We start from the raw sequence: 23949 nt of genomic DNA, 5'->3' as shown, positions 1-23949 counted from the left end.
CGCTACCCACCTCCCTTGAGGACGGCACCCTGCAGTTCGCGGGGCTCGAGTTCATCGCGCCGGCAGTGCGCCAGCGATGGCATGACCGCGGCCAGCGGCGCGACCAGCACGTTGTAGTGGCTTCCGATGCGGTCGCAGACGGCGACCGCGGTCGCGGCGTCCCAGACCGCGGCCCAGAAGGCCCAGTCGTGTTTCTTGTGGTTCTGCGCGGCGTCCAGGGCGGCCCGGCGCGCCACCGAGGCGGCGACCAGGATCCGGTACCGCTCCTCGGGCGTGGTGGTCCGGTGGACCACCGCCCAGCCCTCGGCGCGGGTCTGGCTGGACGTCTGCTTCCACAGATCGGCCACCCGGTCGATCTCCTCCGGGGAGAGGTCCTCGATATGGGTCAGGAATTGTAGGACTCTTCGTGAGTTAGGGCCGAAAATTACGCTCATAGGACACTCCAGGACGCATGGTACATCTACGGAACTGGTGAGCCGCCCGGGTGAGCCGCCCCACGGCCGTCGGCGGCCGGTCGCTCCCTGGAACGTGGGCCTGTTTCCCGGCCGTGTCCGCCGCTTTCCGCCGTTTCTCGCCGTTTTCCGCCGTTTCTCGGCGCTTCCCGGCGCTTCCCGCCGCTTTCCGGCGGGCGGCACGGCCCGGCCCACGTTCTCCCTCGGCGCCACTCGCGGTCCCTAATCCCCGCGGCCCTGGGACATATTGATGCTCGCCCTGGCGACGCCACCGCTCTTCTCGCCGATGAGCTGGAAGGACACACCGCTCTCATCCGCCGGAGTGATCTTGTACGAGCCCACAGCCGCCGCCTTGCCCCGGCTGTCCACCTGGAAGGTCCCGATCTTGCGCTGGGCCTTCGAGCCCGAACCGGCGTAGGCGGTCACCGTCTCGCCCGGGGCGAACCCCGCGACATAGAAGCTGAGCGTGGTGCCCGCCCTGCCGCCGAAGGCGCTGGGCTCGGCGGACGGGGTGTACGGCAGCACGGTGAAGCCCGAGCGGACCACGGCCCGGCTCTGGTCACCGATCGCCATCAGCGTCTGCCGCCCCTTGAGGCCGAACGGCACGTTGAACGCCACGTCGCGGATCTGGCCCATGCCGTTCGCCTGGGCGGTGAAGGCCGGCAGACCGCCGGTGGAGTTGATGTAGACCAGCACCCGCTCGCCGGGCGCGAACTTGTTGGCGGACAGCGTGATCCGCTGACCGGCCTTGAGCGCGTACGGCTTGGACTTCATCGACGGGTACATGGCCAGCATCTGGAAGGGCGCGGTGGCCGTGGTCTTGCTGCGCTTGCCCACCAGGACCAGGGTGCTGGAGCCGGTCGGGGCCACGCCCACCTTGATCGCCGCCTGGCCGACGCCGCCGCTGCTGTCGGTGTGCAGCGTGGTGACGGGGATACCGGTGGTCCGGCCCCAGAAGACGTCGATCGTCTCACCCGGGCGGAAGCCGCGGGCGGTGACCGTCACCACGTCGCCGGGGCGACCGACCAGCTTGTTGATCTTCGCGGTGCCGACCGCGCCGCCGGTGATCACCTTGGCCTCCGCCGCCTTGGTGCTGCCGCGCTGCTGGGCGACCAGGGTCGCGGGCCGGTTGCCCGCGCTCTCGGGCATGGTGAACCGGGCGTAGATCGACCCGAACTTGTCCGAGCGCACGCTGCCGATGGCGCGGCCCTTGGTGTCCGACTTCCGGGCCTTGAGCAGGATGTCCACCGTGGCCTTCTTGTCGAAGCCACCGCCCTCGACCGCGGCGCTGCCGCCGGGGTTCACCAGACCCGGGTTGATCACGATGATCGGCCCGGATGCCTGGGGGACCCGCTGGTTGCCCAGCTTGATGGTCTTGGGCTGCTTGGGCGGGCGTATCTCCTGCTCCTGCCGGGAGTGGTGCTCCTTCTTGGGGGCGCTGCCGCCTCCGCTGCCGGTGGTGTTCAGAGCGCCTCCGAAGCCGCCGCGCGCGACCACCTGGACGAGCGATCCGACGATCGCGAAGACCACGAGTGCGAGCAGGACGGTCTTCCAGGTGAGCTTTTTCTTCTTGTCACCGGCGGGGGTGTCCTCCTCGTCGGGGGTGTTCTCCTCGTCGAGGGTGCTTTCCTCGTCGAGGATGTCCTCCTCGTCGAGGATGTCCTCCTCCTCGGGGATATCCTCGTCCTCGGGGATTTCCTCCTCGTCGGGGACGTCCTCGTCCTCGGAGATTTCCTCGTCCTCGGGGATTTCATCCTCGTTCTCGGGATCATCCCTGTCCTCCGGAACATCCCAGTCGTCGTCGTACTCAGGCATGGCCTTCACCTCCTCTTCCCATGGCTACTGCACACGGTAGATTTCCAGCTTGATATTGCCCCGGGTCTCCGACCAGACGCGGGTGGAATTTCGCAGCGCCTGGAGAATCCAGTTCTCTCGGCCGTCGCCATTGTTGAGCATCATGGATCTGCGCATCTTGTTCGACATGATGATGTAGTCCACGTACTGCCATTTCTTCTTGAACAGTTTGTCGCGGACATCCGGGTCGGACGAGGCGTTCCAGTGGGAATGCGCGTACGGGTAGAACGGGCGCACATCGTGCAGTTCACCCCATAGGTCGTCGTCCATGATGATGCGTGAATTCGGCGGTACGTGCTTGCGCACCCAGGCGATCTGGGCATGCTGCATTCCGGTGAGATTGATCTTCGACTGGTACTGGTCGGCGATCTGCGTATGGCCCTCGGTATTGGTGTGGACGAGATACCCGGAGGCCGGTGACGCCAGTAGCAGAATGGCCACGAACGACGGTACGGCGACCCGGGTCACAGAATGCGCGCCGCGCATGAACCGATTGGCGAACGTGCCCTTGAGCAGCCGGTCCGTCACCATGCCGAGGTTGAGCGCGAGCATCGGGATCAGCGGGGTGACATAGAAGTCCAGCACCACACTGCCGCGCACCAGATAGAAGGCGTATCCGAGGGCCAGCATTCCGGCGATCAGAAAGCCCAGATTGCGCCTGCGGTCCCGCATGCCGATCCACAGGCACATCACCATCGCGCACACCCCGGCGATCAGCAGGTACTTGTCCCGGACCAGCCAGCTGGTCTGCAGCAGCCCGGTGTGGCTGAAGAGGGTGCCCTGGTTGCGGTTGAGCTGCCACCACAGGGTGTAGAGCAGCGAGACGTGGTCCGCGGGCGGGTTGTTCAGATCGAAGTCGAAACCGCTCGGCAGCAACTCGTTCTTGAGCAGTGCGTAGGTCACATAGGCGCCGATCGGGGCGGCCGCGGCGAACGGCCAGAGGGTGCTGGTGAACCGGCTGCTGGCCGAGCCCTTGACCCTCCGGTAGAGCAGATACATGAAGCTGGGCACGAAGAAGATCGCGTTCTCCTTGGTGATCAGGGCGATCCCCAGCGCCATCCCGCCGCCGAACACCGATCTGATCGTGACTTCTCGCCTGAGCAGCATGAACAGGCTCAGCAGCAGCCACAGCATCATCAGGTTGTCCAGCAGGACCTGCCGCTGGAAGTAGACCGCGATCGGCGAGACGTTGAAGAGGAACGAGGTGACGGTGGCGGCCAGCACACTGCCGGACAGCCGCCGGGCGATCTCGAACAGCAGATAGACGGCGGCGACATGCACCAGCAGCATCAGGAACCGTCCGGTGTTGATCGCGTTCCCGAAGGTCTCGAACTGCTTCGGCAGCGGGAAGACCCACCCGGCCAGGGTGATCCACCCCAGCGGGGCGTGGTCGTAGTCGTAGGTGTACGGGGACAGGCTGGTCTCCCGCACCAGCGACCACGCCCGCTGCATGTAGATGCCCTCGTCGGTGAGGTAGAGGGGGTAGCGGAACAGGTGGTAGCCGTGGGTGAGCAGCCCGGTCAGCAGGGAGACGACCAGGGCGACCCTGCCCTTGGCCCCCAGCGGGGGGAACCAGCCGCGCTCGACGGAGAACCGCGGGCGGCGGCGCGGACGCCGCGCGGGGGCCTCGGTGCCCTTGGTCGGCGCGGTGCTCTTGGCCGTAGCGGTGTTTTTGCTCGCTGTGGTCTTCTTGCTCGTCGCGGCGTTCTTGTTCGCTGTGGTCTTCCTGACCGGCGCGGTGCTCTTGTTCGCCGTGGTCTTCTTGCCCGGCGCGGTCTTTTTGCCAGGCGTGGTGCTCTTGCTCGTCGCGGTGCTCTTGGCCGCCTCGGTGTTCCTGGCCGCCTCGGTGCTCTTGGGCGTCGTGGTGCTCTTGCCCGGCGCGGCGTTCTTGCCCGGCGCGGCGTTCTTGTTCGCCGTGGTCTTCTTGCCCGGCGCGGCGCTTTTGCTTGCCGCGGCCTTCCGGCCTTCCGCGCCGACGGCCGCCGGCCGCGGGGGCGTGGGGTTATCCGACACGCGACTCCGCCTCCTCGGTGGTGGCCCGGTGGGCGCCTACGTGCTGTGTCTTCTCCCAGTCGTGGCGGCCGAGCATCTCGCGCCGCATGGCCCGCAGCGCGGCGTACGCCAGCACCATCTGGAAGGGAAACCAGGCGATGGCCATGCGCGCGATCGCCTTCGGCGAGGCTTCGAGACCATGGGCGCCGGTGAACTCGTACAGACCGACCGCCTGGACCAGAAAGTGCGCGGCCAGCAGCAGTACGGGCAGATACGAGCAGAGCGCGATCAGCACCGGCACCTTGAGGATGAGGATCATGCCGAGCGAGATCGGCAGATAGATGCCGAGCAGCGCCTGTCCGCGCGGGAACACCAGGACGTAGAAGGCGAGCCAGCGCTGTTTGCGCGTCGGCATCTTCTTCCAGGTGCCCTTCTTCAGGGTCTGCATAAAGCCCTGGCTCCAGCGGGTGCGCTGCCGGATGAAATGGCCGAGGGTCGGCGGGGTCTCCTCCTTGGTCACATACCGGTCGTCGTAGACGACGCGCACCCGCTCGCCCATGGCGGATATCCGCAGACCCATGTCGGCGTCCTCGGTGAGGTTGCGGTCGTCCCAGCCGCCGAGCCGCAGCAGCAGCTCACGGGCGAAGAAGACGGTGTTGCCGCCGAGCGGGATCGAGCCGAAGTGGGCGTGGTAGTGCAGCCGGCTCTTGAACCAGAAGAAGTACTCCAGGACGTTGAGCGTCGAGTACCAGTTGGACTCGTAGTTCATCAGCTGTACACCGGCCTGGACCACCCTGACCTTCTCCTGCACCATCACGGTGTTCACCAGGTTGAAGATCTCCGGGTGGATGTCGTCCTCCGCGTCGAAAATCGTCACCACCTGGTTCGCGGTGTGCGGGAGAGCGGTGTTGAGGCCGTGCGGTTTGTTGATCGGCTTGTCGTCGAACACCACGACCCGCACATTGCGCAGCCCCTTCCGCTTCAGGTCGTCGATCTTCTCCTCGGCCTTTTTGATCGTGCCGTCGTCGTCCTGTGAGCAGATCACGAAGACCTCCAGCAGTTCGGCCGGATAGTTGGCCCGCACCACGCGCTCGATGGTGCTCTGGATGACGTCTTCCTCATGCCGGGCGGGCAGCAGGACACTGAAGGAGATCTGCGGCGGCAGGAATTCTTCCGGCGCCCGGGCCCTCCGTTCGGCATCCGCCCGGTCCCAGGTGTAGAGCATGAGATAGAGGACATGGGCCGACTGCACGGTGAGCAGAACCGAGACCACGATCAGCACCAGGTAGATGATGGAGACAATCATCGGCTCCGCCTCCCCCAGACCCAGCCGGTACTCGACGCGAAGTTGACCGCGAAAGCCGCCGCGATGCCGACACAATTCGCCAGCAGTAGATGCGTTCCGGTGTGCACCAGCGTCCAGACGATGAGCACATTGACCCCGAGTCCGCCCAGGACCGAGACATTGAACTTGATAAATCGCCGGAGGGACGGAGTGGCCACCGCGAAGGTCCACCGGTCGTTCAGCAGATAGTTGTGGACCACGGCGAGTTCCACCGCTATCGACGACGCGGCCAGCAGCGGCAGTCCGGCCCAGTGATAGAGGACGAAGAGGACCACCGTGTTCACGACCACACCGCCCCCGCCGACCACCGCGAAGCGCAGGGCCAGACCGGGCATGCCCGCCATCGGGTTCCGGACCTGGCGGACTCGGAACAGCATTCCGGCCCGCCTGCGGTCATTACGGTCGGTGCTGTCCGCCTCTTCGCCCGGCTCTCCGGTGCGCTCGCTGAACGTTCGGAAACGCTGCATCGCGACTCCCTCGACAGGAGGCTCTTATCGCCGTTGACCCAAGAGTGCGTCACCCGAAAAGGAGGTAGTACCCGCGCCCGGGGGAGCGGGTGGTACACCTTCGGCGGACCCCTCCTATCCCCCGTATTGGGGAGAGCCGGGTTCGGGGCATCCGGACCGGTCCCCCAAAGAAGGGACGGGATGCTCACTCTCTCGCGGGTGCCAGTACCTGCGGGGGATGCCCAAAGATGAAATGGGCCGGACGGCCTTGCGTCCCGTGCGAAGAGAGTAGGTGACGTAATGTCAGGTCACGTGATGTCACGCCATCCATTCGCCGGCCGGGCCGGAGCGGTCATCGCGATGATGACACTCGCACTGGCCACGCCGGCTGCGGCAAGTGATTCCCAATCCGGTGGACTGCACGATTCCGAATGGGCGCTGACCGCGCTCAAGGCGGAGCGCGCCTGGAAATTCAGCAAAGGCGCCGGAGTGACCGTGGCGGTCATCGGCACCGGCGTCGACGCCTCCCATCCGGATCTGCGCGGGCGCGTGGTCCGCGGAAAGGATTTCGCGGGCGGCACCGGCGGCTATGGCACCCGGGACGGCGGCAAGGCCGCCGAACAGGCCACCCATGCCGCCGGAATCATCGCCGGCACCGGCCGCAATTACCGCGGCGACGGGGTGTACGGGCTCGCGCCCAAGGCCAAGGTGATGCCGCTCGGCGTCTACCGCGACGGAAAGCCCCTCGCCGATCCCACCGCGAAGGCCATCCGGCACGCGGTGGACCATGGCGTGCGCGTCATCGACCTGGCCGTCGACTTCAAGCGGCCGACCCCCGCACTGCGGTCCGCGGTGAAGTACGCCGTCGGCAAGGACGCCGTGATCGTGGCCGGCGCGGGCGACAACGGCAAGATCGGCAACCGGCCCACCTACCCGGCCGCCCTCCCCGGAGTGGTCGCCGTGGTGGCCACCGACAAGAAGGGCGCCGTCTGGACCTCCTCCCACCACGGCGGGAAGACCCTCCTGGCCGCCCCCGGCGTCGCCATCCTCACCACCTCCGGAAACAACGACTACTGGACCGGCGACGGCACCGCCTTCGCGGCGCCCTGGGTCGCGGCGGGCGCCGCGCTGCTGCGCTCGGCACACCCCCGCTGGAACGCCAACCAGGTGGTCCAGAAGCTGATCGACACCGCCGACCGCAAGGGCTCCTCGGGCCATGACCCGCGCTATGGATACGGGGTGATCGCCCCGGCCAAGGCGCTGGCGGACCGGGCCGCGCCCCCCGCCTCCGCCGAGCTCTCCGCGCCCCGCCGCCATCCGTCCGCCACCCCGGACGCCGCCGCCCCCAAAACCCAGGGGGATGAATCCGCCCTGGTCACGATAGGTGTGGTGGCCGGGGTCCTGGTGGTGCTCGCGATCCTGGCGGTGGTGCTCATCAGCCGCCGCAGGCCGCCCGACAACTCCCACCACGGCTGAGGCCGGGCAGGACTCGCCATGAGCATGAGACTCTGCGGCCGCGACCGCCGCCCCCGCCCGCCGGTGCGTACCCGCACCTCCCGGTGGGCGGGGCGGGGCATCGCCCAGCTGATCGTGATGGTGCTGGTGGTCGAGGTGGTGATGGCGGCGACCACCGTGCAGGCCCTGTTCGTGGGCCCGGCGCGGCCGCCCGCCACCAAGCCGTCGCTCCCCGTGGCCAAGCCGTTCTTCCCGGCCACGACGCGCTTCTACGTCGACCCCCACAACCCGGCCGCGACCTGGGTGCGGGACCATCCGCACGACCGGCGGGCGGCGGCCATCGCCCGGCGGATCGCCGCCGAGCCCCAGGCCGCCTGGCTCACCGAGACCAATGAGTCCCTGATCGAGGAGCGGGCCCGCGACCTCGTCCGCACCGCCGCCGCCCAGCGACGGCTGCCGGTGCTGGTCCCCTACACCATCCCCCAGCGCGACTGCCAGCAGCTGAGCTCCGGCGGCGTCGGGGACACGGCCGCCTACCGGCGCTGGAGCGACGCCCTCACCCGGGGCATAGGGGACGGGCGCGCCATCGTCATCCTCGAACCGGACGCGCTCGCGCATATGAGCTGTCTCAAGCGGCGACAGCGGGCGGACCGGTTCGCGGCGCTGGCGTACGCGGCGCGGGCGCTCCAGCGGGGCGCGCCCCGCGCCCGGGTGTACTACGACGCCGGGAACTCCGGATGGGAGCCCGCACGGACCATGGCCGAGCGGCTGCGGCGCGCCGGTATAGAGCGGTACGGGGACGGGATAGCGGTCAACGTCTCCAACTTCAACGCCACCGCCGACGAGGTGCGCTACGGGCTGTCCGTGATCCGGGAGCTGCGCCGGCCCCGGCTGGGGGTCGTGGTGGACACCAGCCGTAACGGGGCGGGGCCCACGCGTAAGCACAGCTTCTGCGATCCGCCGGGCCGCAAGCTGGGCAGGCCTCCCACCGCCGCCACGGGCATCCCCGGGGTCGATGCCTTCCTGTGGGTCAAGCAGCCGGGCCAGGCGGACGGCTGTGCCGCCGGTGCGGGGATGTTCGTCCCCGGCTACGCGTACCGGCTGACACGCTGACGCTCCGCCCTTCTCCGGGCCGCTCGGGTGTGTTGTCCGGCGTCGATATGCGGCTCCGCCGCGTGGTCCGCCGGACACCCCGTAGGCGCCGGTCACCCCGTGACCGGCGCCTTTCGCATGTTCTGAGGACCCCTGGGCGGCCCCCAAGCACGCCCTGAGCACGCCCTGAGCACTCCGAACCGCCCCCCAAAACGGACATAACCCATATAAAACGGCCGAATTCCTCTACCTCAACTGAGGTAGGCGGAATTCGGCCGTTTGGTGTGCCCGGAATTCCCGCAATTGAGGTACGCAGATTTCAGCCAGGCGTACGGCGATTCCGACCGCGGTCACTCCCTAATGTCGTGAAGCGAAAGGACAAGCCCCGAAGGAGCTCCCATCGATGCACAGAGTTCTCGTCGTGGAGCACCACCCATTGGTGTTGAGTGCTCTCGCCGATCTCGTTGTCGAGGAGCCCGGACTGGAGCTATCCGGAATTGCAGGGTCGGCCCGAGAAGCAATTTCTCTGGCCCATCACATGCAGCCGGATGTGGTGCTGATCGACGTGGATGAGCCCAGCTGGAAAGCGCGGTTGGTCCGCCTGATCGGCGAACTCCTACCGTCCGCGCGGATTGTCCGGCTGACCGCAGTCTCCGACCCGCAGATGGAATGTCTGGAATCTCCGACGAACAACCCCAGCGTCCTGAAAACCGCAGTACCCGATTTGCTCAGGAGCATCTCCGAATGAATTCCCCCATGGATCAGAACAACGCCCCGACCACCGAGACCAAGCGTGCGCCGCGCTCGCAGCGTCTCCGCTTCGGTATCGCCGCGGCCGTCGTCGCTGCTGCTGCCGTGGGTGGCACTGTCACCGCCTTCGCGGTGAACAACTCCGATGGCCAGTCGGCCGCCACCACCACCTCCGCCGCCGGCGCCAAGGCCACCGGCGCGGGTGCCGAGGGCCCCCTGTCCACCAAGAAGGGCGACATCGTCGACTCCGACGGTAAGAAGGTCGTCCTGACCGGTGTGAACTGGTTCGGTTTCGAGACCGGCACCTACGCGCCGCACGGCCTGTGGACCCGTAACTGGGAGTCGATGCTGGACCAGATGGCCAAGCAGGGCTTCAACACCATGCGTCTGCCGTACGCGAACGACATGTTCAAGTCGTCCGCCAAGCCCAACGGCATCGACTGGCACAAGAACCCCGATCTGAAGGGCCTCACCCCCCAGCAGATCATGGACAAGATCGTCAAGGGTGCCACCGACCGTGGTATCCGGGTGATCCTGGACCAGCACCGTCCGGACCAGTACGGCCAGAGTGAGCTGTGGCACTCCCAGAGCCTCTCCGAGAAGCAGTGGATGGACGACTGGGTCCAGCTGGCCAAGCGCTACAAGAACAACGACCGGGTGATCGGCGCCGACCTGCACAATGAGCCGCGTGGCCAGGCCACGTGGGGCGACGGCAACCCGAAGACCGACTGGCAGCTGGCGGCCACCAAGGCCGGTAACGCCATCCACAAGGTCAACAAGAACTGGCTGATCTTCGTCGAGGGTACGGACCGCCACAAGAACGAGCAGTTCTGGTGGGGCGGTGACCTCCAGGGTGTGAAGAAGCACCCGGTGAAGCTCGACGAGCCGAACAAGGTCGTCTACTCGGCCCACGACTACGGTCCGGGCGTCTACAACCAGAACTGGTTCATGGCGAAGGACTTCCCGAAGAACATGCCGGCCATCTGGGAGAAGCACTGGGCGTACATCAAGAAGCAGAACATCGCCCCGCTGCTGCTCGGTGAGTTCGGTGGTAAGAAGACCGCCGGTAAGAGCTCCGAGGCCGTCTGGCAGAACGCCCTGATGGACTACCTCAAGAAGCACCAGATCAGCTACACCTACTGGACCTGGAACCCGGACTCGGGTGACACCGGCGGTGTGCTGAAGAACGACTGGAAGACGATCGACCAGAACAAGATGAAGATGCTGGCCAAGTACCAGACGCCGCTCCTGGAGGCGAAGAAGGGGAAGTAAGTCGGAGTAACCCCTTCGGTACACCGCCGATGACCACATAGCTGATCACGGCGTTGGCAAGCAGCGAGGGCCCGCAGGCAGTGCCGCCTGCGGGCCCTCGTCTTGGGATTTTCCCCGGAAGGGAACGTGTGTTTTTCCCCGGAAGGGAAGCGGGGCGGCTGCCCGGCGGGTTTCCTTCCCGGGCCGCGGACCGCGCCCGCGGACCGGCCCCCCACCCCCAGGGAGGCCGATGATGAAGCCCCACCCGGCGACCGGCCGGCTGCTCTTTCCCCTGGTCGCGCTCGCCGTGATCGTGGCCGATCAGCTGAGCAAGGCGATGGCGCTGGCCGCCTGGAGCGGCACCGCGGGGCCGCAGGCCCGGTTCGGGCCGTTCTGCGCGCTGCTGGTGCGCAACACCGGCGTAGCCTTCGGCCTGGGCCAGAGCCGGCCCGCGCTGATCGTGGTGATCACGCTCGCGGGCGCGGTGGCCACGCTGGGCGCGGCCGGGGCCGGGCTGCGGGTCCGTGGCCGGGGCGCGGCGCTGGGCCTGGGGCTGATCGCCGGGGGAGCGATGGGCAACGGAGCCGACCGGATGATCCGGTCGCCGGGCCCGCTGCGCGGCGCCGTCGTCGACTGGATCACGCTGGACGCCCGCGGGCCGGTCTTCAACCTCGCCGATGTGGCCCTGATCACCGGGACCCTGCTCACCGCGGCCCTGCTGCTGCGCAGACCCTCGCGGGCACGCGACCGGGCCACCGCGCTGTCCGGCCCCGGCACGGGCGCCCCGGGCGCGGGGCTTGATCCGGTGGCCGTCAGCCTCCCGCCTTGTGCACCGCGCCCTGATCGGCGTCCCGATCCGCCCCCGGCGCCGTCCCGGGGACCGTCTCCGTCGGCATCGCCTCGGCCGGGACCGTCTCGGCCGGGATCGGCTCGGCCTGGATCGCCTCGTTCGGCATCGCCTCCGGCGGCACCGTCTCCGTCCCCGGGATCGGCTCCTGCGGCGCCCCCTCCGACCCCGGCTCCCGGCTCTCCCGCTCCGCGAGGGACTCCGCGAAGTCCCTGAGCCGGTCCAGCACCGCCTCGTCGATCGTCGCGCGGGCGGCCAGCGCCTCGCTGATCCGCTGGTAGACGGCGAGCTCCCGGGCGCAGCGGTGGCACTCGGCCACATGGGTGCGCACCCGGGCCGCCGCCGGGGCGTCCAGCTCCCCGTCCAGATACGACTGGAGCATCGGCGCGCCCAGGGGACATCGTGGGGTCCGGAGCCGTCCGGTGGTCTGCGTGGTCCCCGTGGTGCGTGTGGTCCGCCACCATGTCCATCTGCTCATGCGCCACCTCGCTCCGATTCCACTCCCGCGGCCAGCAGCTGGTTCCGGATCCGCTTGCGCGCCCGGTGCAGCCTGCTCATCACCGTCCCCTTGGGGACGTCCAGCACCTGTGCGGCCTCCGCGTACGACAGCCCGTCCACATGCACCAGCCGCACCACCTGCTGGTCCCGCAGCGGAAGCGCCGTGAACGCGGCGTCCACGGCCTCGTCGAACGTCGTGTCCACCACCAGCTCCTCCGGTGTCGCGTCCCGGGCCGGGACCAGCCGCTCCAGCTCCGTGTCCGGGTCGTCGAGCAGCCGGGGCCGGCGCTGGCGGCGCCGGCTGACCTCCGCATGCCGCATGATCGTCAGCAGCCAGGCCCGTGGATGTCTCCCGTCAAAACGGCCGACTGCCCGGTACGCCCGTAGTAACGTGTCCTGCACGAGATCCTCGGCGTCGGCTCGCTGGGTGGTCAGTGACATGGCCACGCGCAGCAGCACCTCGACCTCGGGCAGCACATACTGAGCGAACATGCGCTGCTGATGGGCGTCCGGGTCAGCCACGTGGTGCCTCCTCGGATCCGGACCCCCCGGGGACGCGAAGCACGACATATCACACTCTGTGTAACATCTCGCTCACCGCGCCGCATGGGTTGATCGGCGATCCGAGTGGCAGGTCAGACGTCTCGGTGGCAGGTCAGACGTTCAGGGAGACCAGGCGCTTGCCGTCGGTCGTACGGACCTCGAAGCGTTCGATGTCGGAGCGCTTCATGCCCGCGCCGCCGTGCGCCCACAGCGGACCTCTCGCCTCCGCCTTGGGGCTGTCCTCGATCCCGTAGCCCCACTCGGGCACGGACCAGGTCATCATCGTCTGCTCATGGCCGTCCTTGGAGACCGCGATCAGACTGCAGTCCAGCGGGCCCTTGAGGTTCTTCAGCCGGAGGACGGCGTCGGTGCCCCACATCTTGTCCTCCAGCGCGACCGCCGCGTTCACCTTGGTGTCCGGGTCGGTGTCCTGCACCTTGTCGGGCATTCCGGCGAAGAGGGCGCTCTCGCTGGGGGTGGCCGAGACGGAGCTGTCCGAGCCGCCGGAGGTGACCGCGATCGTGCCGACCGGGCCGCCGACGATCAGCACGGCCGCCGCCGCGACCAGGTAGAGACCGCGCCGCCGCCGCTTGGCGCGGGACGCCGCGGCCTCGCCGACCATCCGGTTGAACAGGGCCGGACCGGGGCGCGCGGTGAGGGTCTCGATGGCGTTGGGAGTGGCGCTGAAGGCATGCGGAGTGTGGCCCGTGAGCTGGGTCCGCCCGGGGCTGCCGTGGATCCCGGGGATGTCGGCGGCCAGATCGGCCAGCAGCGGTTCCAGTCCGGTCAGCTCGTCCAGCTGCCGTCCGCACTGGTCGCAGCCGGCCAGATGCTCCTCGAAATAGGTGGCGTCCGCCTCGTCGAGCACGCCGAGCACATACGCGCCAACGGCGTCATGTCCCGGGTGGTGCGTCTGCGCTGTCATGCCGTTACTCCTCTCTCCTCGAGCGCGAGCTTCATCGAGCGCAGCGCGTAGAAGACCCGGGACCGTACCGTCCCGCTGGGTATGCCGAGGGTCTGGGCCGCCTCGTTGACGGTCCGCCCCTTGAAGTAGGTCTCGACCAGCACCTCGCGATGGGCGTCGCTGAGATCCTGCATCGCGTCGGTCAGGGTCATGAGCCGCAGTGCACGGTCGATCTCGTCCTCCGCGGGCATGAGTTCCAACGGGGAGGGGTCGACCTCCTGCGGCCGGGCCTGCCGGCTGCGGTGTCCGTCGATCACGATCCGCCGGGCGACGGTGACCAACCAGGGCCGGATGGAGCCGGTGGCCCGGGACAGCTGGTCGGCGTTCCGCCAGGCGCGCACCAGGGTCTCCTGGACGACGTCCTCCGCACGGTGCCGGTCACCCGCGACCAGACGCAGTACGAACGCGAGCAACGGCCCGGCGTGCTCCTGGTAGAGCGCGCGCATGAGTCGCTCGTCCGGCGTACCACGCCCGGATCTTGACGGACGCTCATCGGCCACGGCGGCGTCGTCGTGCACCTGAACCTCCAGGACCTGACCTGAGTTGGACAACATCAACGGACGACTCCCGGTCTGAGCCCCGGGGGGGATCGGCGGCCATGTCGGCCTCTTCCCCCTTCACTACGCATGGGGGGAGGCAGCCGCTCAACGCGTCACGAAGAATTTCCGATCAGGGGTCAGGGGGCAGGGGCCAGGGACCAGGGGTCAGGGGACAGGGGTGAGGTACGGGCGCGGAAGGGGTCAGGAGACCATCGCGTCCAGCAGCAGGGGCTGCACCTTGCCGTCGAGCATCGCGCCGAGCCCCTCGACCGCGCAGACGTCGGGGTGGTCGGCGATGTTCAGCGGCATCCCGGTGGCCTCGCGCAGCATCGTGTCGAACCCGGGCAGCACCGCGCTGCCGCCCGCCAGCATGATGCCGCGGTCGGCGAGGTCGGCCACCAGATCGGGCGGGCAGCGGCGCAGCACCGTGCCGATGGCGTCCAGCACCCCGGTGAGCGGGGTGCGGATGGCGGTCCGTACGCCCTCGATATCGATCCGTACGGTCCGGGCGAGCCCCGTGGCCACGTCCCGGCCGTGCACCTCGGCGCTCTGTACGGTCTGGGCGCCGTCCGCGCCGCCCACGCTGTCCTTGACGATCAGATGCAGCGGGTGGACGGCCTGGCTGGGCAGCATCAGCGCGTGCTCGTTGCGCAGATGCTGGACGACGGCGTGGTCCACGGTCTCGCCGCCCACCGGCACCCGCTCGGCGGCCACGATCGAGCCCAGGGACAGGACCGCGACCTGGGTGGTGGCCGCGCCGCACACCACGATCATCGTCGCCTCGGGCCGTTCCACCGGCAGACCGCAGCCCACGGCGGCGGCGATCAGGGTGTCCACCAGCTCGACCCGCTTGGCGCCGATCCCGATGAGCGTCTCCATGGCGGCGCGCTGGGCGAGCGGGTCGGCGTCATGCTGGACGCAGACGGCGGCGCTCACCAGCGGACGGCGCCGCCAGGCGCGGCGCAGCTTGTTGCCCAGCAGCAGCCGCAGCATCCGCTGGGCCATCTCGATGTCCACGACGGTGCCGTTGGAGACCGGCCGGACCACCCGGATGTGCGCGGGCGTCCGCCCGGTCATCCGCTGCGCCGGCGTGCCGACCGCGATCAGCCCGCCGGTGTGGGTGTTCACGGCGGCCACGGTCGGCTCGTCGACGATGAGCCCGGTGCGCCTGAGGTAGACGCGCGTCCTGGCCGCGCCGAGGTCGACGGCGATGGAGCAGCGGCGCAGTGCCTCGAGGCTGATGGTCATGGCAGGTCTCCCCTGTGGGCGGCGTGGCGGGCCGCCGCCCGGCGGCCCTCCGCTCTCATCGTGTGGGGACGATCAGGCCCGCTGCCCGTGGGGCTGAGCCGGTCGGGGGAGCGACTGTCCGCTGGGCCCCGTGCGGTGGATCTTCTTGGCTCCGTGCGGTGAATCTTCTTGGCTCCGTGCGGTGGATCCGCGCGGGCCCGCGACGCCTGGCACGGCGCCCGCCACCGGCCCCCCGGTTACGGCTGGACCGCTGGGGCCGCGCCCCGCGTCGGATGCCGGAAGCCCCGGGCGTCAGCCGCTGATGCCGCGGGCGCGAAGATCCTCCGGGGACAGGACCTGGGCCGTGGGCCGCTCACTTCGCGTCCGCGTAGCACTCCACCGCCGCCATGGTGAAGGGGAACCGCACCGGGGTCGGTCCGAAGGCGATCCGGCCGGCCGTCTCGCCCGCCTCGGCGATCGCCTCCCGGACCGCGTCGGCCTCCGCCTCGGGGCAGTGCACGATCACCTCGTCGTGCTGGAAGAAGACGATCTCCGCGCGCAGCCCCGCCCCGGTCAGCGACCGCCGCAGCGCGGCGAGCATCAGCAGGGCCCAGTCGGCGGCGCTGCCCTGCACCACGAAGTTCCGGGTGAACCGGCCCCGGGCGCGGGCGCCCGCCGTGCTGCCGTACGACGGCTCCTCCTGGTCCCGCGGCAGCCCCGCCTCGTCGGCCGTCTCCTCGGCGGCGCCGCCCGCGGGCGGGCAGGTGCGGCCCAGCCAGGTGCGCACCAGCCGGCCCTCCTCACCCGCGCGGGCCGCCTCGTCCACATATGCCACCGCCGCCGGGAAGCGCCGCCGCAGGGCCGCGAGGTGCTTCAGGCCGTCGCCGGAGGTCTGGCCGTAGACCGCGCCCAGCAGCGCCAGCTTGGCCAGGTCGCGCCGGCCGGAGAAGGCGCGGTCGGACAGCGTCGCGTACAGATCCCGGCCGCTGCCCGCGACCTCCATCAGCCCGGGGTCGCGGGAGATCGCGGCGAGCACCCGGGGCTCCATCTGGTCGGCGTCGGCCACCACCAGCCGCCACCCCGGATCGGCCACCACCGCGCGCCGCACCACCTTGGGGATCTGCAGCGCCCCGCCGCCGTTGGTGGTCCAGCGGCCGGAGACGGTGCCGCCGGGCAGATACTCCGGGCGGAAGCGGCCCTCGCGCACCCAGGACTGGAGCCAGGCCCAGCCGTGGGCGGTGTGCAGCCGGTAGAGCTTCTTGTAGCGCAGCAGCGGCTCGACGGCGGGGTGGTCGATCCGCTCCAGCTCCCAGGCGCGGGTCGAGCCCAGGGTGATGCCCGCGCGGGCGAACGCCTTGACGACCTCGGCGGGCAGATCGGGCCGCACCCGGGTGCCGAAGGCGCGCGAGACCTCGTCGGCCAGCTCGGCCAGGCGCCGCGGCTCCAGACCGCCCGGATAGCGCTCGCCGAGCAGCTCGTCCAACAGCTCCCGGTGGCGGTCGGCGCGCCAGGGCACCCCGCTGCGCCGCATCTCGGCGGCGATCAGCATCCCGGCCGACTCGGCGGTGGTCAGCAGCCGCATCCGGTCGGGGTGCTCGGCCGCGTCCGTACGGATCAGCTGGCCCGCGTACACCTCGAGCAGCGCGTCCAGCGGATCGGTGCCCGGCGGCAGCGGCGGCGGACCGGGCTCGAACAGCGACGGCTGGCCCCCGGCCGCCCGGGGCGGCGGGTCCTCGGGGACGGGCAGCCCGCGCAGCCGAGCCCAGGCGGCGGCGAGCGAACGCGGTGCGCCCGAGCGCCCCTCATGGCCGAGGAGCAGCGCCTCGGCCGCCTCGATGTCATAGGCCCGCTCGACCCGGGCCCCGGCGGCCAGCAGCCGTGGATAGACCTCGGCGGTGGACCGCCACACCCACCGGTCGGCCTCGGGGCGGGAACGCACGGCCTCGGCGATCCCGCCCTGCTCCGCCGTGACCTCGATGACCGGTCCGGCGGCCTTTCCCCGGGGGTCGAGCGGGCAGAGACGAACACCCCCGTGGTCCGTCTCCGCCGCCGCCCATCTCATGCCCGGGATTCTGGCAGGGGGGTCTGACATCGACGCCGATGCTCAGGCTCCGGTGACGCCGATGCTCAGGCTCCGGTGACGCCGATGCTCGGGCTCCGGTGACGCCGATACTCAGGCTTCGGTGACGAGGACGAGGCCCGCTCAACCCGGAGGGGGACCCGGACGTCATTCATGACGACTGCTCTTCTTCACTCCGGGCAAAAGATCCCGGGTGTCGGGTGATCATGCAGATACGCATGGTGCACGTGCATCTGCTTGTGCATCTACCTGCGCATACGCAGATGCATTTGCCCATGCATTCGCAAAAGAACGCAGCTATGATCCCGGACAGTTGACAGCTGCACGCATGCACGAACAGTGGAGAAGCCCTGTGCGCGACCACCCCTACAACGGCATGGCGGCCGCGGACCTCCGGGGAGTCGTCTGGCAGAAGAGCAGACACAGCAACTCCCAGGGGTCGTGTGTCGAGTTCGCCAAGCTGCCCGGTGGGAACGTGGCCGTCCGCAACTCCCGGTTCCCCGACGGACCGGCGCTGATCTACACCCCGGCCGAGGTCGAGGCGATGCTGCTCGGGGCCAAGGACGGCGAGTTCGACCATCTGGCACACGATCCGGCAGGTCTGGGCTGATCGCCGCGGACGCGCGACACTGGTAGTGGCGATCGGGGGGACCCGACCCATGTGAGACGGCGATGAACGGCTCGGTCCGCGTCGGACGTGTACTCGGGGTACCACTGCGGATGCACTGGAGCGTCCCGGTGCTGATCGTGCTGCTCGCTTACGGGCTCGGCCACGAGACGCTGCCCGCGTGGACCCCCGGCCGGACCAGTGCGGTCTACGCCGTCGCCAGCGTCGTCGGCGCCGTGCTGCTGATGGGCAGCCTGCTGCTGCACGAGGCCGCGCACGCGGTCGCCGCCCGCAGAAGGGGCGTCTCGGTGGAGGACGTGACGCTCTGGGCGCTTGGCGGCATGACCAAGATGGGACGGCCCCGCACCGCCGGGGTCGCGTTCTGGGTGGCCGTCATCGGGCCGCTCACCAGCCTGGTCATCGGCGGTGTCGCGGTCGGCGCGGGGATCGGGGTGCACGCGCTCACCGGATGGGGAGTGCCCACGGCCGTGCTGATCTGGCTGGGCTGGGCCAATCTGCTGCTGGGCGTCTTCAATCTGCTGCCCGCCGCACCGCTGGACGGCGGACGGGTGGTGCAGGCCGTGATCTGGTGGCGCACCGGGGACCGGGAGCGCGCCGAGCGGGCGGCGGGGCGCAGCGGCCAGATCCTCGGTGTGGTGCTCATCGCCGCCGGCTGGATCTCCTTCCTGCGCGGGAACAACGGCGGGCTGTGGCTCTCGCTCATCGGCCTCTTCATGGTGATCATCGCCAACGCGGAGCGGCAGCGGGCCGGGGTCAACACGGCGCTGCGCGGGGTGCGGGTGGCGGACGCGATGTCGGCGCCGGTCGCCGCCGGGGCCGACTGGCTGACCGTGGGGCGGTTCATCGACGAGGTGGCGGCCCACGCCCGGCATTCGGTGATGCCGCTGCTGGACTTCGAGGGACGGCCGAGCGGGGTCGTCCAGCTGCGCGCGCTCGCGTCGGTGCCGGGCGAGGCCCGGGAGGAGCGGCGGGTGCGCGATGTGGCGATACCGCTGGCCCGGTGCACGGTGGCCGAGCCGGATGAGCTGCTGAGCGAGGTGCTGGAGCGGGCGCGTCCGGGTGGCGGCGCGCTGCCGGTGCTGGTGGTGGACCACGGGCAGCTCGAGGGGATCGTCACGATGCACGATGTGAACCGGCTCTTCCAGCTGCACGGCCTGGGCATCACCACGGCCCCGCCGGAGTCCACCACCCACCCGTGATGGGCGGTGGTGTTCGGGACGGACGGGCGGTTGGCGTTCGGGACGGGCGGTGGCGTATCCCTACGCGTCGGGGAGTTCGCTACGAGTCGGGGAACTCCCTAGGCGTCGGGGAGCCGGAAGACGGCCCAGACGATCTTGCCGCGCGGGGTGCCCGCCAGCGGCTGCCAGCCCCAGCCGTCCGTGAAGGACTCCACCAGATGGAGCCCGCGCCCGGACTCCTCGCCGCAGCCCGCCTCGCCGGCCACCGGCCCCACCTCGCTGGGGTCGCGTACGGCGCACACCAGTCGTGAGGGGCCGCGCATCAGATGGAGCCGCACCGGTCGCTCCGGCTCACCGGCCGCCGCGGCGCCGGACAGGGCGTGCCGGAGGGCGTTGGTGACCAGCTCGGAGACGACGAGTGCCACTTCGTCGAGGAGTTCGGACATGTTCCACTGCCGCAGGGTGGAGCCGGTGAACTGCCGGGCCCCCTTGACCGCTTCATAGCGGGCGGGTAGGGCGCAGGAGACGGATCCGGAGACGGCGGCGGGATCGATGGCGGCAAGCCCTTGCCACAAGGGTTCCAGCAGGGTCGAACCTTCGCTCCCCATGCGAGCACTCCTGCATCCGTGGCCGTGACGAACTCTGGCCAGATTTCGTACCAGCTAGCACGTGCGCACACCCTATGGTTCCGAATGCGCACGTCAGATGCAAGGGCAAATGCACGTGCACGCGAGATGGTTGGTCCGATCCGCACGGTTTTACTGGGATTTCTGACTCCGTACACTGGCGTGCATCATCGGGTTGAGTAACGACGCGCCTACGGCGTGAAGCCCGATCAGTGGCAGACTTCCCCCTCAGGGACTGCGGGGGCGCCGTTCGCAAGGATGCTTTCCGTACAGGGAGGACCGCGGAAATGGCCGGCAGCGAGTCGAGTGGATCGGTGGTACGCCGTATCCTCCTGGGCTCTCAACTCAGGCGGTTGCGCGAGGACCGCGGCATCACCCGCGAGGCGGCGGGCTATTCGATCCGGGCTTCCGAATCCAAGATCAGCCGGATGGAGTTGGGCCGGGTGAGCTTCAAGGCGCGGGACATCGAGGATCTGCTGACGCTGTACGGAGTCACCGACGACGCGGAGCGCGCGGCGCTGCTCGGGCTCGCCCGCGAGGCCAATGTCGCCGGGTGGTGGCACAGCTACGGCGATGTGCTCCCCGGCTGGTTCCAGACCTATGTCGGCCTGGAGGGCGCCGCCTCCGATATCGCCTGCTACGAGGTCCAGTTCATCCACGGTCTGCTCCAGACCGAGGGCTACGCCCACGCCGTGGTCACCCGCGGCCAGCCGCAGGCGTGCTCCGACGAGGTGGACCGGCGGGTGGCGCTGCGGCTGGAGCGGCAGAAGCTGCTGGTCTCCGAGCGCGCCCCGGCGTGCCATGTGGTCCTGGACGAGGCCGCGCTGCACCGCCCGTACGGCGGGCGCGGTGTGATGTCCGGCCAGCTGCGCCATCTGATCACGATCTCCGAGCATCGACATGTGACGCTCCAGGTGATGCCGTTCGCCTTCGGCGGGCACGCGGGGGAGAGCGGGGCGTTCACCCGGCTGCGCTTCCCGGAGTCCGACCTCCCGGACATCGTCTATCTGGAGCAGCTCACCAGCGCGCTCTACCTGGACAAGCGCGACGAAGTCACGCAGTACGAGCGGGTGTTGGACCGGCTCAGCGCGGACAGCCTCTCTCCCGAGGAGAGCCGGGATTTGCTCCGTGGGCTCCTTCGCGACGCCTGACCCGTCAGTAGGATGACGTTCTGTCAGGAATACCCCCCACACGTGCGCGGCTGTCGGGGACCGGCACCGCGTCCTGCAGATAGGGATGGCATGTCCTACTTCTCCGAATTGGCCCTGCAGTTCATCGACGGCGAGTGGCGCGGCGGAAGCGGTTCCTGGGACATCGTCGACTTCAACCCCTACAACGGGGAGAAGCTGGCCTCCATCACCGTGGCGACCGTCGAGGAGGTGGACCTGGCCTACCGGGCGGCCGAGCGGGCGCAGCCGGAGTGGGGCGCCACCAACCCCTACGCCCGGCGGGCGGTCTTCGAGCGGGCGCTGCGGATCATCGAGGACCGGGACAAGGAGCTCACCGAGACGATCATCGCGGAGTGCGGCGGCACCCATGTGAAGGCGGGCTTCGAACTGCACCTCGCCAAGGAGTTCCTGCGCGAGGCGATCCACCTGGCGCTGCGGCCCGAGGGCCGCATCCTGCCGTCGCCGGTGGACGGCAAGGAGAACCGCCTCTACCGGCTGCCGGTGGGTGTGGTCGGCGTCATCAGCCCGTTCAACTTCCCCTTCCTGCTGTCGCTGAAATCGGTGGCCCCCGCGCTCGCCCTCGGCAACGCCGTCGTCCTCAAGCCGCACCAGAACACCCCGGTCTGCGGCGGCGGTCTGGTCGCCAGGATCCTCGAGGAGGCCGGGCTGCCCGCCGGGCTGCTCAATGTCGTGGTCACCGACATCGCGGAGATCGGCGACGCCCTGATCGAGCACCCCATACCGAAGGTGATCTCCTTCACCGGCTCGGACAAGGTCGGCCGGCACGTCGCCACCGTGGCCGCCTCCCACTTCAAGCGCACGGTCCTGGAGCTGGGCGGCAACAGCGCGCTGGTCGTGCTGGACGACGCCGACCTGGACTACGCGGTGGACGCGGCCGTCTTCAGCCGCTTCGTCCACCAGGGGCAGGTCTGCATGGCGGCCAACCGGGTGCTGGTGGACCGGGCGGTCGAGCGGGAGTTCACCGAGAAGTTCGTGGCCAAGGTGGAGACGCTGAAGGTGGGCGATCCGGTCGACCCCACCACCCATATCGGCCCGCTGATCAACGAGGGCCAGGCCGAGGCGATCACCCAGCTCGTGGACCAGACGATCGCCGAGGGCGCCACCGCGCTGGTGCGAGGGCAGACCGAGGGCACCCTGATGGGGCCGACCGTGCTCAGCGGGGTCCCGGAGGGCTCGGCGATCCTCGGCCAGGAGATCTTCGGCCCGGTGGTGACGCTGATTCCGTTCGACGGCGACGACGAGGCCGTACAGATCGCCAACGACACCGACTACGGGCTCAGCGGGGCCGTGCACACCGCCGACATCGAGCGCGGGGTGCGGTTCGCCCAGCGGATCCACACCGGCATGATCCATGTGAACGACAGCACGGTCCACGACGAGCCGATCGTGCCGTTCGGCGGGGAGAAGCACTCGGGTCTCGGGCGGCTCAACGGGGAGTCGATGATCGAGGACTTCACCACCACCAAGTGGATCTCCATCCAGCACGGCCGGAGCCAGTTCCCGTTCTGAGGCAGCGGGAGCCGGAGTCCTGAGGCAGCGGGAGTCGGAGTCGGTTCGCGGGTTCGCAGACAGAGTCGGTTCGCGGGTTCGCGGGTTTGCGGGTTCGCGGGTTCGCGGGTTCGCGGACAGAAGCTGACCGCAAGCCTTCCTAGCGTGGGGTTCATCGAAGGGCACCGGACCCGGGCGCCCTCCAGATGAGAGGCGGCAGCCATGCCCGTGATCGTGAACCCCGAGGCCTGTGAGAGCGAGTGCGGCGGGCTGCTGGCGTACCTGGACGCACAGCGCGGCGGCATCCGGCGGTCGGTGTACGGCCTGACCGAGGAGCAGGCCCGCAGCGTCCCCAGCGCGAGCGCGCTCTCGCTGGCCGGGCTGCTCAAGCACGTGGTCACCGGCGAGCGCGGCTGGCTGCGCGTCCTCCAGGGCAAGGCGCCGGGGAACGCCAAGGACCAGATGGCCGAGTGGGAGCACACCTTCGAGCCCACCGAGGACGAGACGGTGGAGGCGCTGCTCGCCCTGTACGACGAGGTGGCGCGCGAGACCGAGGAGGCCCTACGGGCCCTGCCGTCGCTGGACGAGACGTTCGAGGCGATCCGGCTCCCCTGGGACGAGGGCGGCACCCGCACCTGGCGCTGGGCGGTCCTCCACCTGATCGAGGAGGTGGCCCGGCACGCGGGGCACGCCGACATCATCCGCGAGACGATCGACGGCAAGGGCGCCTTCGACCTCGTCTTCGAGACGGGGGCGATGCCGGAGCCCGACTGGTCGATCCTGGAGCGGTGATCCGCCCGGCTCGCCGACCCCCTAGCCTGGTCATCGCGGGGGTCGGGACCAGGATGGAGACGAGCGGGCGATGTCAGCGATCCGGCTGCTGGTGCTGGGGGCCGTGCGCCAGCACGGGCGGGCGCACGGCTATCAGGTCCGTAACGACCTGGAGTTCTGGGGCGCGCACGAGTGGTCCAACGCCAAACCCGGGTCCATCTACCACGCGCTCAAGCAGATGGCGAAGCAGGGGCTGATGCGCGCGCACGACGTCGCGCCGAGCACGGTCGGCGGGCCGCCGCGGACCGAGTACGAGCTGACCGAGGCGGGCGAGGAGGAGTACTTCCGGCTGCTGCGGGAGGCGCTGCTGCGCCATGACCAGAAGATCGACGAGCTGACGGCCGGGGTGGGTTTCATCGTGGACCTGCCCCGGGACGAGGCGATCGCCCTGCTCAAGCGGCGGGTGGCGGCGCTGGAGGAGTGGCGGGCCGAGGTGACCCGGCACTGGACGCCACCGGACGGAACCCCCGATGAGTGGGGCCATATCGGCGAGATCATGAAGTTCTGGGTGCACTCCGCGGACAGTGGCGCCGAGTGGACCCGTGGGCTGGTCGAGCGGCTCGAGGGCGGGGCGTATGTGATGGCGGGCGAGGGGGAGCGCTCGGTGGAGGTGCTGCCGGAGGGCGTCACCAACCCGTACGCCGCGCCCGGCGCGGACTGAGGCACCACCATG

At 69.6% G+C, this 23949-nt stretch carries 22 protein-coding genes and 1 pseudogene; 11 read left to right on the top strand and 12 right to left on the bottom strand.

Annotated features, from left to right (window positions below):
- Nucleotides 1-2 precede the first annotated feature (2 nt).
- From JK364_RS20550 to JK364_RS20530, 5 genes are all read right to left on the bottom strand, one after another.
- Nucleotides 3-434, bottom strand: coding sequence for a hypothetical protein (locus tag JK364_RS20550; protein WP_201852552.1), 432 nt, complete (start codon nt 432-434; stop codon nt 3-5).
- 240 nt (nt 435-674) lie between these two features.
- Nucleotides 675-2267: a hypothetical protein gene (locus tag JK364_RS20545; protein ID WP_201852551.1), complete on the bottom strand. Its 1593-nt coding sequence runs from the start codon at nt 2265-2267 to the stop codon at nt 675-677.
- Between the two features lie 24 nt (nt 2268-2291).
- Nucleotides 2292-4319, bottom strand: a complete 2028-nt coding sequence (locus tag JK364_RS57580) for a glycosyltransferase family 39 protein (RefSeq protein WP_201852550.1) — start codon at nt 4317-4319, stop codon at nt 2292-2294.
- The gene (locus JK364_RS20535) at nt 4309-5604 is read right to left on the bottom strand and encodes a glycosyltransferase (RefSeq protein WP_201852549.1); all 1296 of its coding nucleotides are present in this window, start codon (nt 5602-5604) and stop codon (nt 4309-4311) included. Before JK364_RS20535 ends, JK364_RS57580 begins: the two co-directional genes overlap by 11 nt.
- Entirely contained in the window at nt 5601-6110 is a 510-nt protein-coding gene (locus JK364_RS20530; RefSeq protein WP_201852548.1) for a GtrA family protein, read from the bottom strand. The genes JK364_RS20535 and JK364_RS20530 overlap by 4 nt, the downstream gene beginning before the upstream one ends.
- Nucleotides 6111-6404: 294 nt before the next feature.
- Here JK364_RS20530 and JK364_RS20525 point away from each other — a divergent pair, with 294 nt between their 5' ends.
- The 5 genes and pseudogenes from JK364_RS20525 to JK364_RS58055 form a co-directional block, all read left to right on the top strand.
- Nucleotides 6405-7565: a S8 family serine peptidase gene (locus tag JK364_RS20525; protein ID WP_230992217.1), complete on the top strand. Its 1161-nt coding sequence runs from the start codon at nt 6405-6407 to the stop codon at nt 7563-7565.
- Between the two features lie 18 nt (nt 7566-7583).
- A complete protein-coding gene (locus JK364_RS20520; protein ID WP_201852546.1) occupies nt 7584-8657 on the top strand; it encodes a glycoside hydrolase family 6 protein in 1074 nt (357 codons plus the stop codon).
- A gap of 382 nt (nt 8658-9039) precedes the next feature.
- On the top strand, nt 9040-9384 hold the full coding sequence (locus JK364_RS20515) for a response regulator (RefSeq protein WP_201852545.1): 345 nt from the start codon (nt 9040-9042) through the stop codon (nt 9382-9384).
- Nucleotides 9385-9392: 8 nt separating this feature from the next.
- Nucleotides 9393-10658, top strand: a complete 1266-nt coding sequence (locus JK364_RS20510) for a glycoside hydrolase family 5 protein (RefSeq protein WP_230992216.1) — start codon at nt 9393-9395, stop codon at nt 10656-10658.
- Nucleotides 10659-10887: 229 nt separating this feature from the next.
- Nucleotides 10888-11295, top strand: a pseudogene (locus tag JK364_RS58055) (signal peptidase II); the annotation flags it as partial.
- A gap of 154 nt (nt 11296-11449) precedes the next feature.
- Here the strand turns inward: JK364_RS58055 and JK364_RS20500 are convergent.
- The 6 genes from JK364_RS20500 to JK364_RS20475 form a co-directional block, all read right to left on the bottom strand.
- Nucleotides 11450-11962: an anti-sigma factor family protein gene (locus tag JK364_RS20500; protein ID WP_201852543.1), complete on the bottom strand. Its 513-nt coding sequence runs from the start codon at nt 11960-11962 to the stop codon at nt 11450-11452.
- Entirely contained in the window at nt 11959-12504 is a 546-nt protein-coding gene (locus tag JK364_RS20495; RefSeq protein ID WP_037955421.1) for an RNA polymerase sigma factor, read from the bottom strand. The genes JK364_RS20500 and JK364_RS20495 overlap by 4 nt, the downstream gene beginning before the upstream one ends.
- A gap of 133 nt (nt 12505-12637) precedes the next feature.
- Nucleotides 12638-13450 carry a zf-HC2 domain-containing protein gene (locus tag JK364_RS20490; protein WP_201852542.1) on the bottom strand — a complete coding sequence of 271 codons (813 nt, stop codon included), beginning with the start codon at nt 13448-13450 and terminating at the stop codon, nt 12638-12640.
- Nucleotides 13447-14043, bottom strand: a complete 597-nt coding sequence (locus JK364_RS20485) for a sigma-70 family RNA polymerase sigma factor (protein WP_201852541.1) — start codon at nt 14041-14043, stop codon at nt 13447-13449. Before JK364_RS20485 ends, JK364_RS20490 begins: the two co-directional genes overlap by 4 nt.
- 186 nt (nt 14044-14229) lie before the next feature.
- A complete protein-coding gene (locus tag JK364_RS20480; RefSeq protein WP_201852540.1) occupies nt 14230-15276 on the bottom strand; it encodes a rod shape-determining protein in 1047 nt (348 codons plus the stop codon).
- Nucleotides 15277-15628: 352 nt separating this feature from the next.
- Nucleotides 15629-17317 carry a bifunctional 3'-5' exonuclease/DNA polymerase gene (locus tag JK364_RS20475; RefSeq protein ID WP_201852539.1) on the bottom strand — a complete coding sequence of 563 codons (1689 nt, stop codon included), beginning with the start codon at nt 17315-17317 and terminating at the stop codon, nt 15629-15631.
- 394 nt (nt 17318-17711) lie between these two features.
- Between JK364_RS20475 and JK364_RS20470 the strand changes: the two genes are divergently transcribed.
- A complete protein-coding gene (locus JK364_RS20470) occupies nt 17712-17945 on the top strand; it encodes a DUF397 domain-containing protein (protein WP_230992276.1) in 234 nt (77 codons plus the stop codon).
- 62 nt (nt 17946-18007) lie between these two features.
- A complete protein-coding gene (locus tag JK364_RS20465; protein ID WP_201852538.1) occupies nt 18008-19162 on the top strand; it encodes a site-2 protease family protein in 1155 nt (384 codons plus the stop codon).
- Between the two features lie 98 nt (nt 19163-19260).
- Here the strand turns inward: JK364_RS20465 and JK364_RS20460 are convergent, their stop codons facing one another.
- Nucleotides 19261-19749, bottom strand: a complete 489-nt coding sequence (locus tag JK364_RS20460; RefSeq protein ID WP_201852537.1) for an ATP-binding protein — start codon at nt 19747-19749, stop codon at nt 19261-19263.
- Nucleotides 19750-20054: 305 nt separating this feature from the next.
- Between JK364_RS20460 and JK364_RS20455 the strand changes: the two genes are divergently transcribed.
- From JK364_RS20455 to JK364_RS20440, 4 genes are all read left to right on the top strand, one after another.
- Nucleotides 20055-20918, top strand: a complete 864-nt coding sequence (locus JK364_RS20455; protein ID WP_201852536.1) for a Sco1979 family transcriptional regulator — start codon at nt 20055-20057, stop codon at nt 20916-20918.
- A gap of 90 nt (nt 20919-21008) precedes the next feature.
- A complete protein-coding gene (locus tag JK364_RS20450; RefSeq protein ID WP_201852535.1) occupies nt 21009-22466 on the top strand; it encodes an aldehyde dehydrogenase family protein in 1458 nt (485 codons plus the stop codon).
- A 201-nt stretch (nt 22467-22667) separates the two neighbouring features.
- Entirely contained in the window at nt 22668-23237 is a 570-nt protein-coding gene (locus JK364_RS20445) for a DinB family protein (protein WP_201852534.1), read from the top strand.
- 70 nt (nt 23238-23307) lie between these two features.
- The gene (locus JK364_RS20440) at nt 23308-23937 is read left to right on the top strand and encodes a PadR family transcriptional regulator (protein ID WP_201852533.1); all 630 of its coding nucleotides are present in this window, start codon (nt 23308-23310) and stop codon (nt 23935-23937) included.
- Nucleotides 23938-23949 lie beyond the last annotated feature (12 nt).

The sequence above is a fragment of the Streptomyces endocoffeicus genome, from assembly GCF_016741935.1.
In the GTDB taxonomy this organism is placed as follows: domain Bacteria; phylum Actinomycetota; class Actinomycetes; order Streptomycetales; family Streptomycetaceae; genus Streptomyces; species Streptomyces endocoffeicus.
The sequence above is the reverse complement of the archived record's forward strand: the minus strand, read 5'-3'. Positions and strand labels throughout refer to the sequence as shown.

Bases quoted from the DNA above. Each gene is read 5' to 3' on its own strand.
- JK364_RS20550 (WP_201852552.1), bottom strand. From the start codon at position 434: ATGAGCGTAATTTTCGGCCCTAACTCACGAAGAGTCCTACAATTCCTG.
- JK364_RS20545 (WP_201852551.1), bottom strand. From the start codon at position 2,267: ATGCCTGAGTACGACGACGACTGGGATGTTCCGGAGGACAGGGATGAT.
- JK364_RS20535 (WP_201852549.1), bottom strand. From the start codon at position 5,604: ATGATTGTCTCCATCATCTACCTGGTGCTGATCGTGGTCTCGGTTCTG.
- JK364_RS20530 (WP_201852548.1), bottom strand. From the start codon at position 6,110: ATGCAGCGTTTCCGAACGTTCAGCGAGCGCACCGGAGAGCCGGGCGAA.
- JK364_RS20525 (WP_230992217.1), top strand. From the start codon at position 6,405: ATGTCACGCCATCCATTCGCCGGCCGGGCCGGAGCGGTCATCGCGATG.
- JK364_RS20520 (WP_201852546.1), top strand. From the start codon at position 7,584: ATGAGCATGAGACTCTGCGGCCGCGACCGCCGCCCCCGCCCGCCGGTG.
- JK364_RS20515 (WP_201852545.1), top strand. From the start codon at position 9,040: ATGCACAGAGTTCTCGTCGTGGAGCACCACCCATTGGTGTTGAGTGCT.
- JK364_RS20510 (WP_230992216.1), top strand. From the start codon at position 9,393: ATGGATCAGAACAACGCCCCGACCACCGAGACCAAGCGTGCGCCGCGC.
- JK364_RS20500 (WP_201852543.1), bottom strand. From the start codon at position 11,962: ATGAGCAGATGGACATGGTGGCGGACCACACGCACCACGGGGACCACG.
- JK364_RS20490 (WP_201852542.1), bottom strand. From the start codon at position 13,450: ATGACAGCGCAGACGCACCACCCGGGACATGACGCCGTTGGCGCGTAT.
- JK364_RS20485 (WP_201852541.1), bottom strand. From the start codon at position 14,043: ATGTTGTCCAACTCAGGTCAGGTCCTGGAGGTTCAGGTGCACGACGAC.
- JK364_RS20480 (WP_201852540.1), bottom strand. From the start codon at position 15,276: ATGACCATCAGCCTCGAGGCACTGCGCCGCTGCTCCATCGCCGTCGAC.
- JK364_RS20475 (WP_201852539.1), bottom strand. From the start codon at position 17,317: ATGAGATGGGCGGCGGCGGAGACGGACCACGGGGGTGTTCGTCTCTGC.
- JK364_RS20470 (WP_230992276.1), top strand. From the start codon at position 17,712: ATGGCGGCCGCGGACCTCCGGGGAGTCGTCTGGCAGAAGAGCAGACAC.
- JK364_RS20465 (WP_201852538.1), top strand. From the start codon at position 18,008: ATGAACGGCTCGGTCCGCGTCGGACGTGTACTCGGGGTACCACTGCGG.
- JK364_RS20460 (WP_201852537.1), bottom strand. From the start codon at position 19,749: ATGGGGAGCGAAGGTTCGACCCTGCTGGAACCCTTGTGGCAAGGGCTT.
- JK364_RS20455 (WP_201852536.1), top strand. From the start codon at position 20,055: ATGGCCGGCAGCGAGTCGAGTGGATCGGTGGTACGCCGTATCCTCCTG.
- JK364_RS20450 (WP_201852535.1), top strand. From the start codon at position 21,009: ATGTCCTACTTCTCCGAATTGGCCCTGCAGTTCATCGACGGCGAGTGG.
- JK364_RS20445 (WP_201852534.1), top strand. From the start codon at position 22,668: ATGCCCGTGATCGTGAACCCCGAGGCCTGTGAGAGCGAGTGCGGCGGG.
- JK364_RS20440 (WP_201852533.1), top strand. From the start codon at position 23,308: ATGTCAGCGATCCGGCTGCTGGTGCTGGGGGCCGTGCGCCAGCACGGG.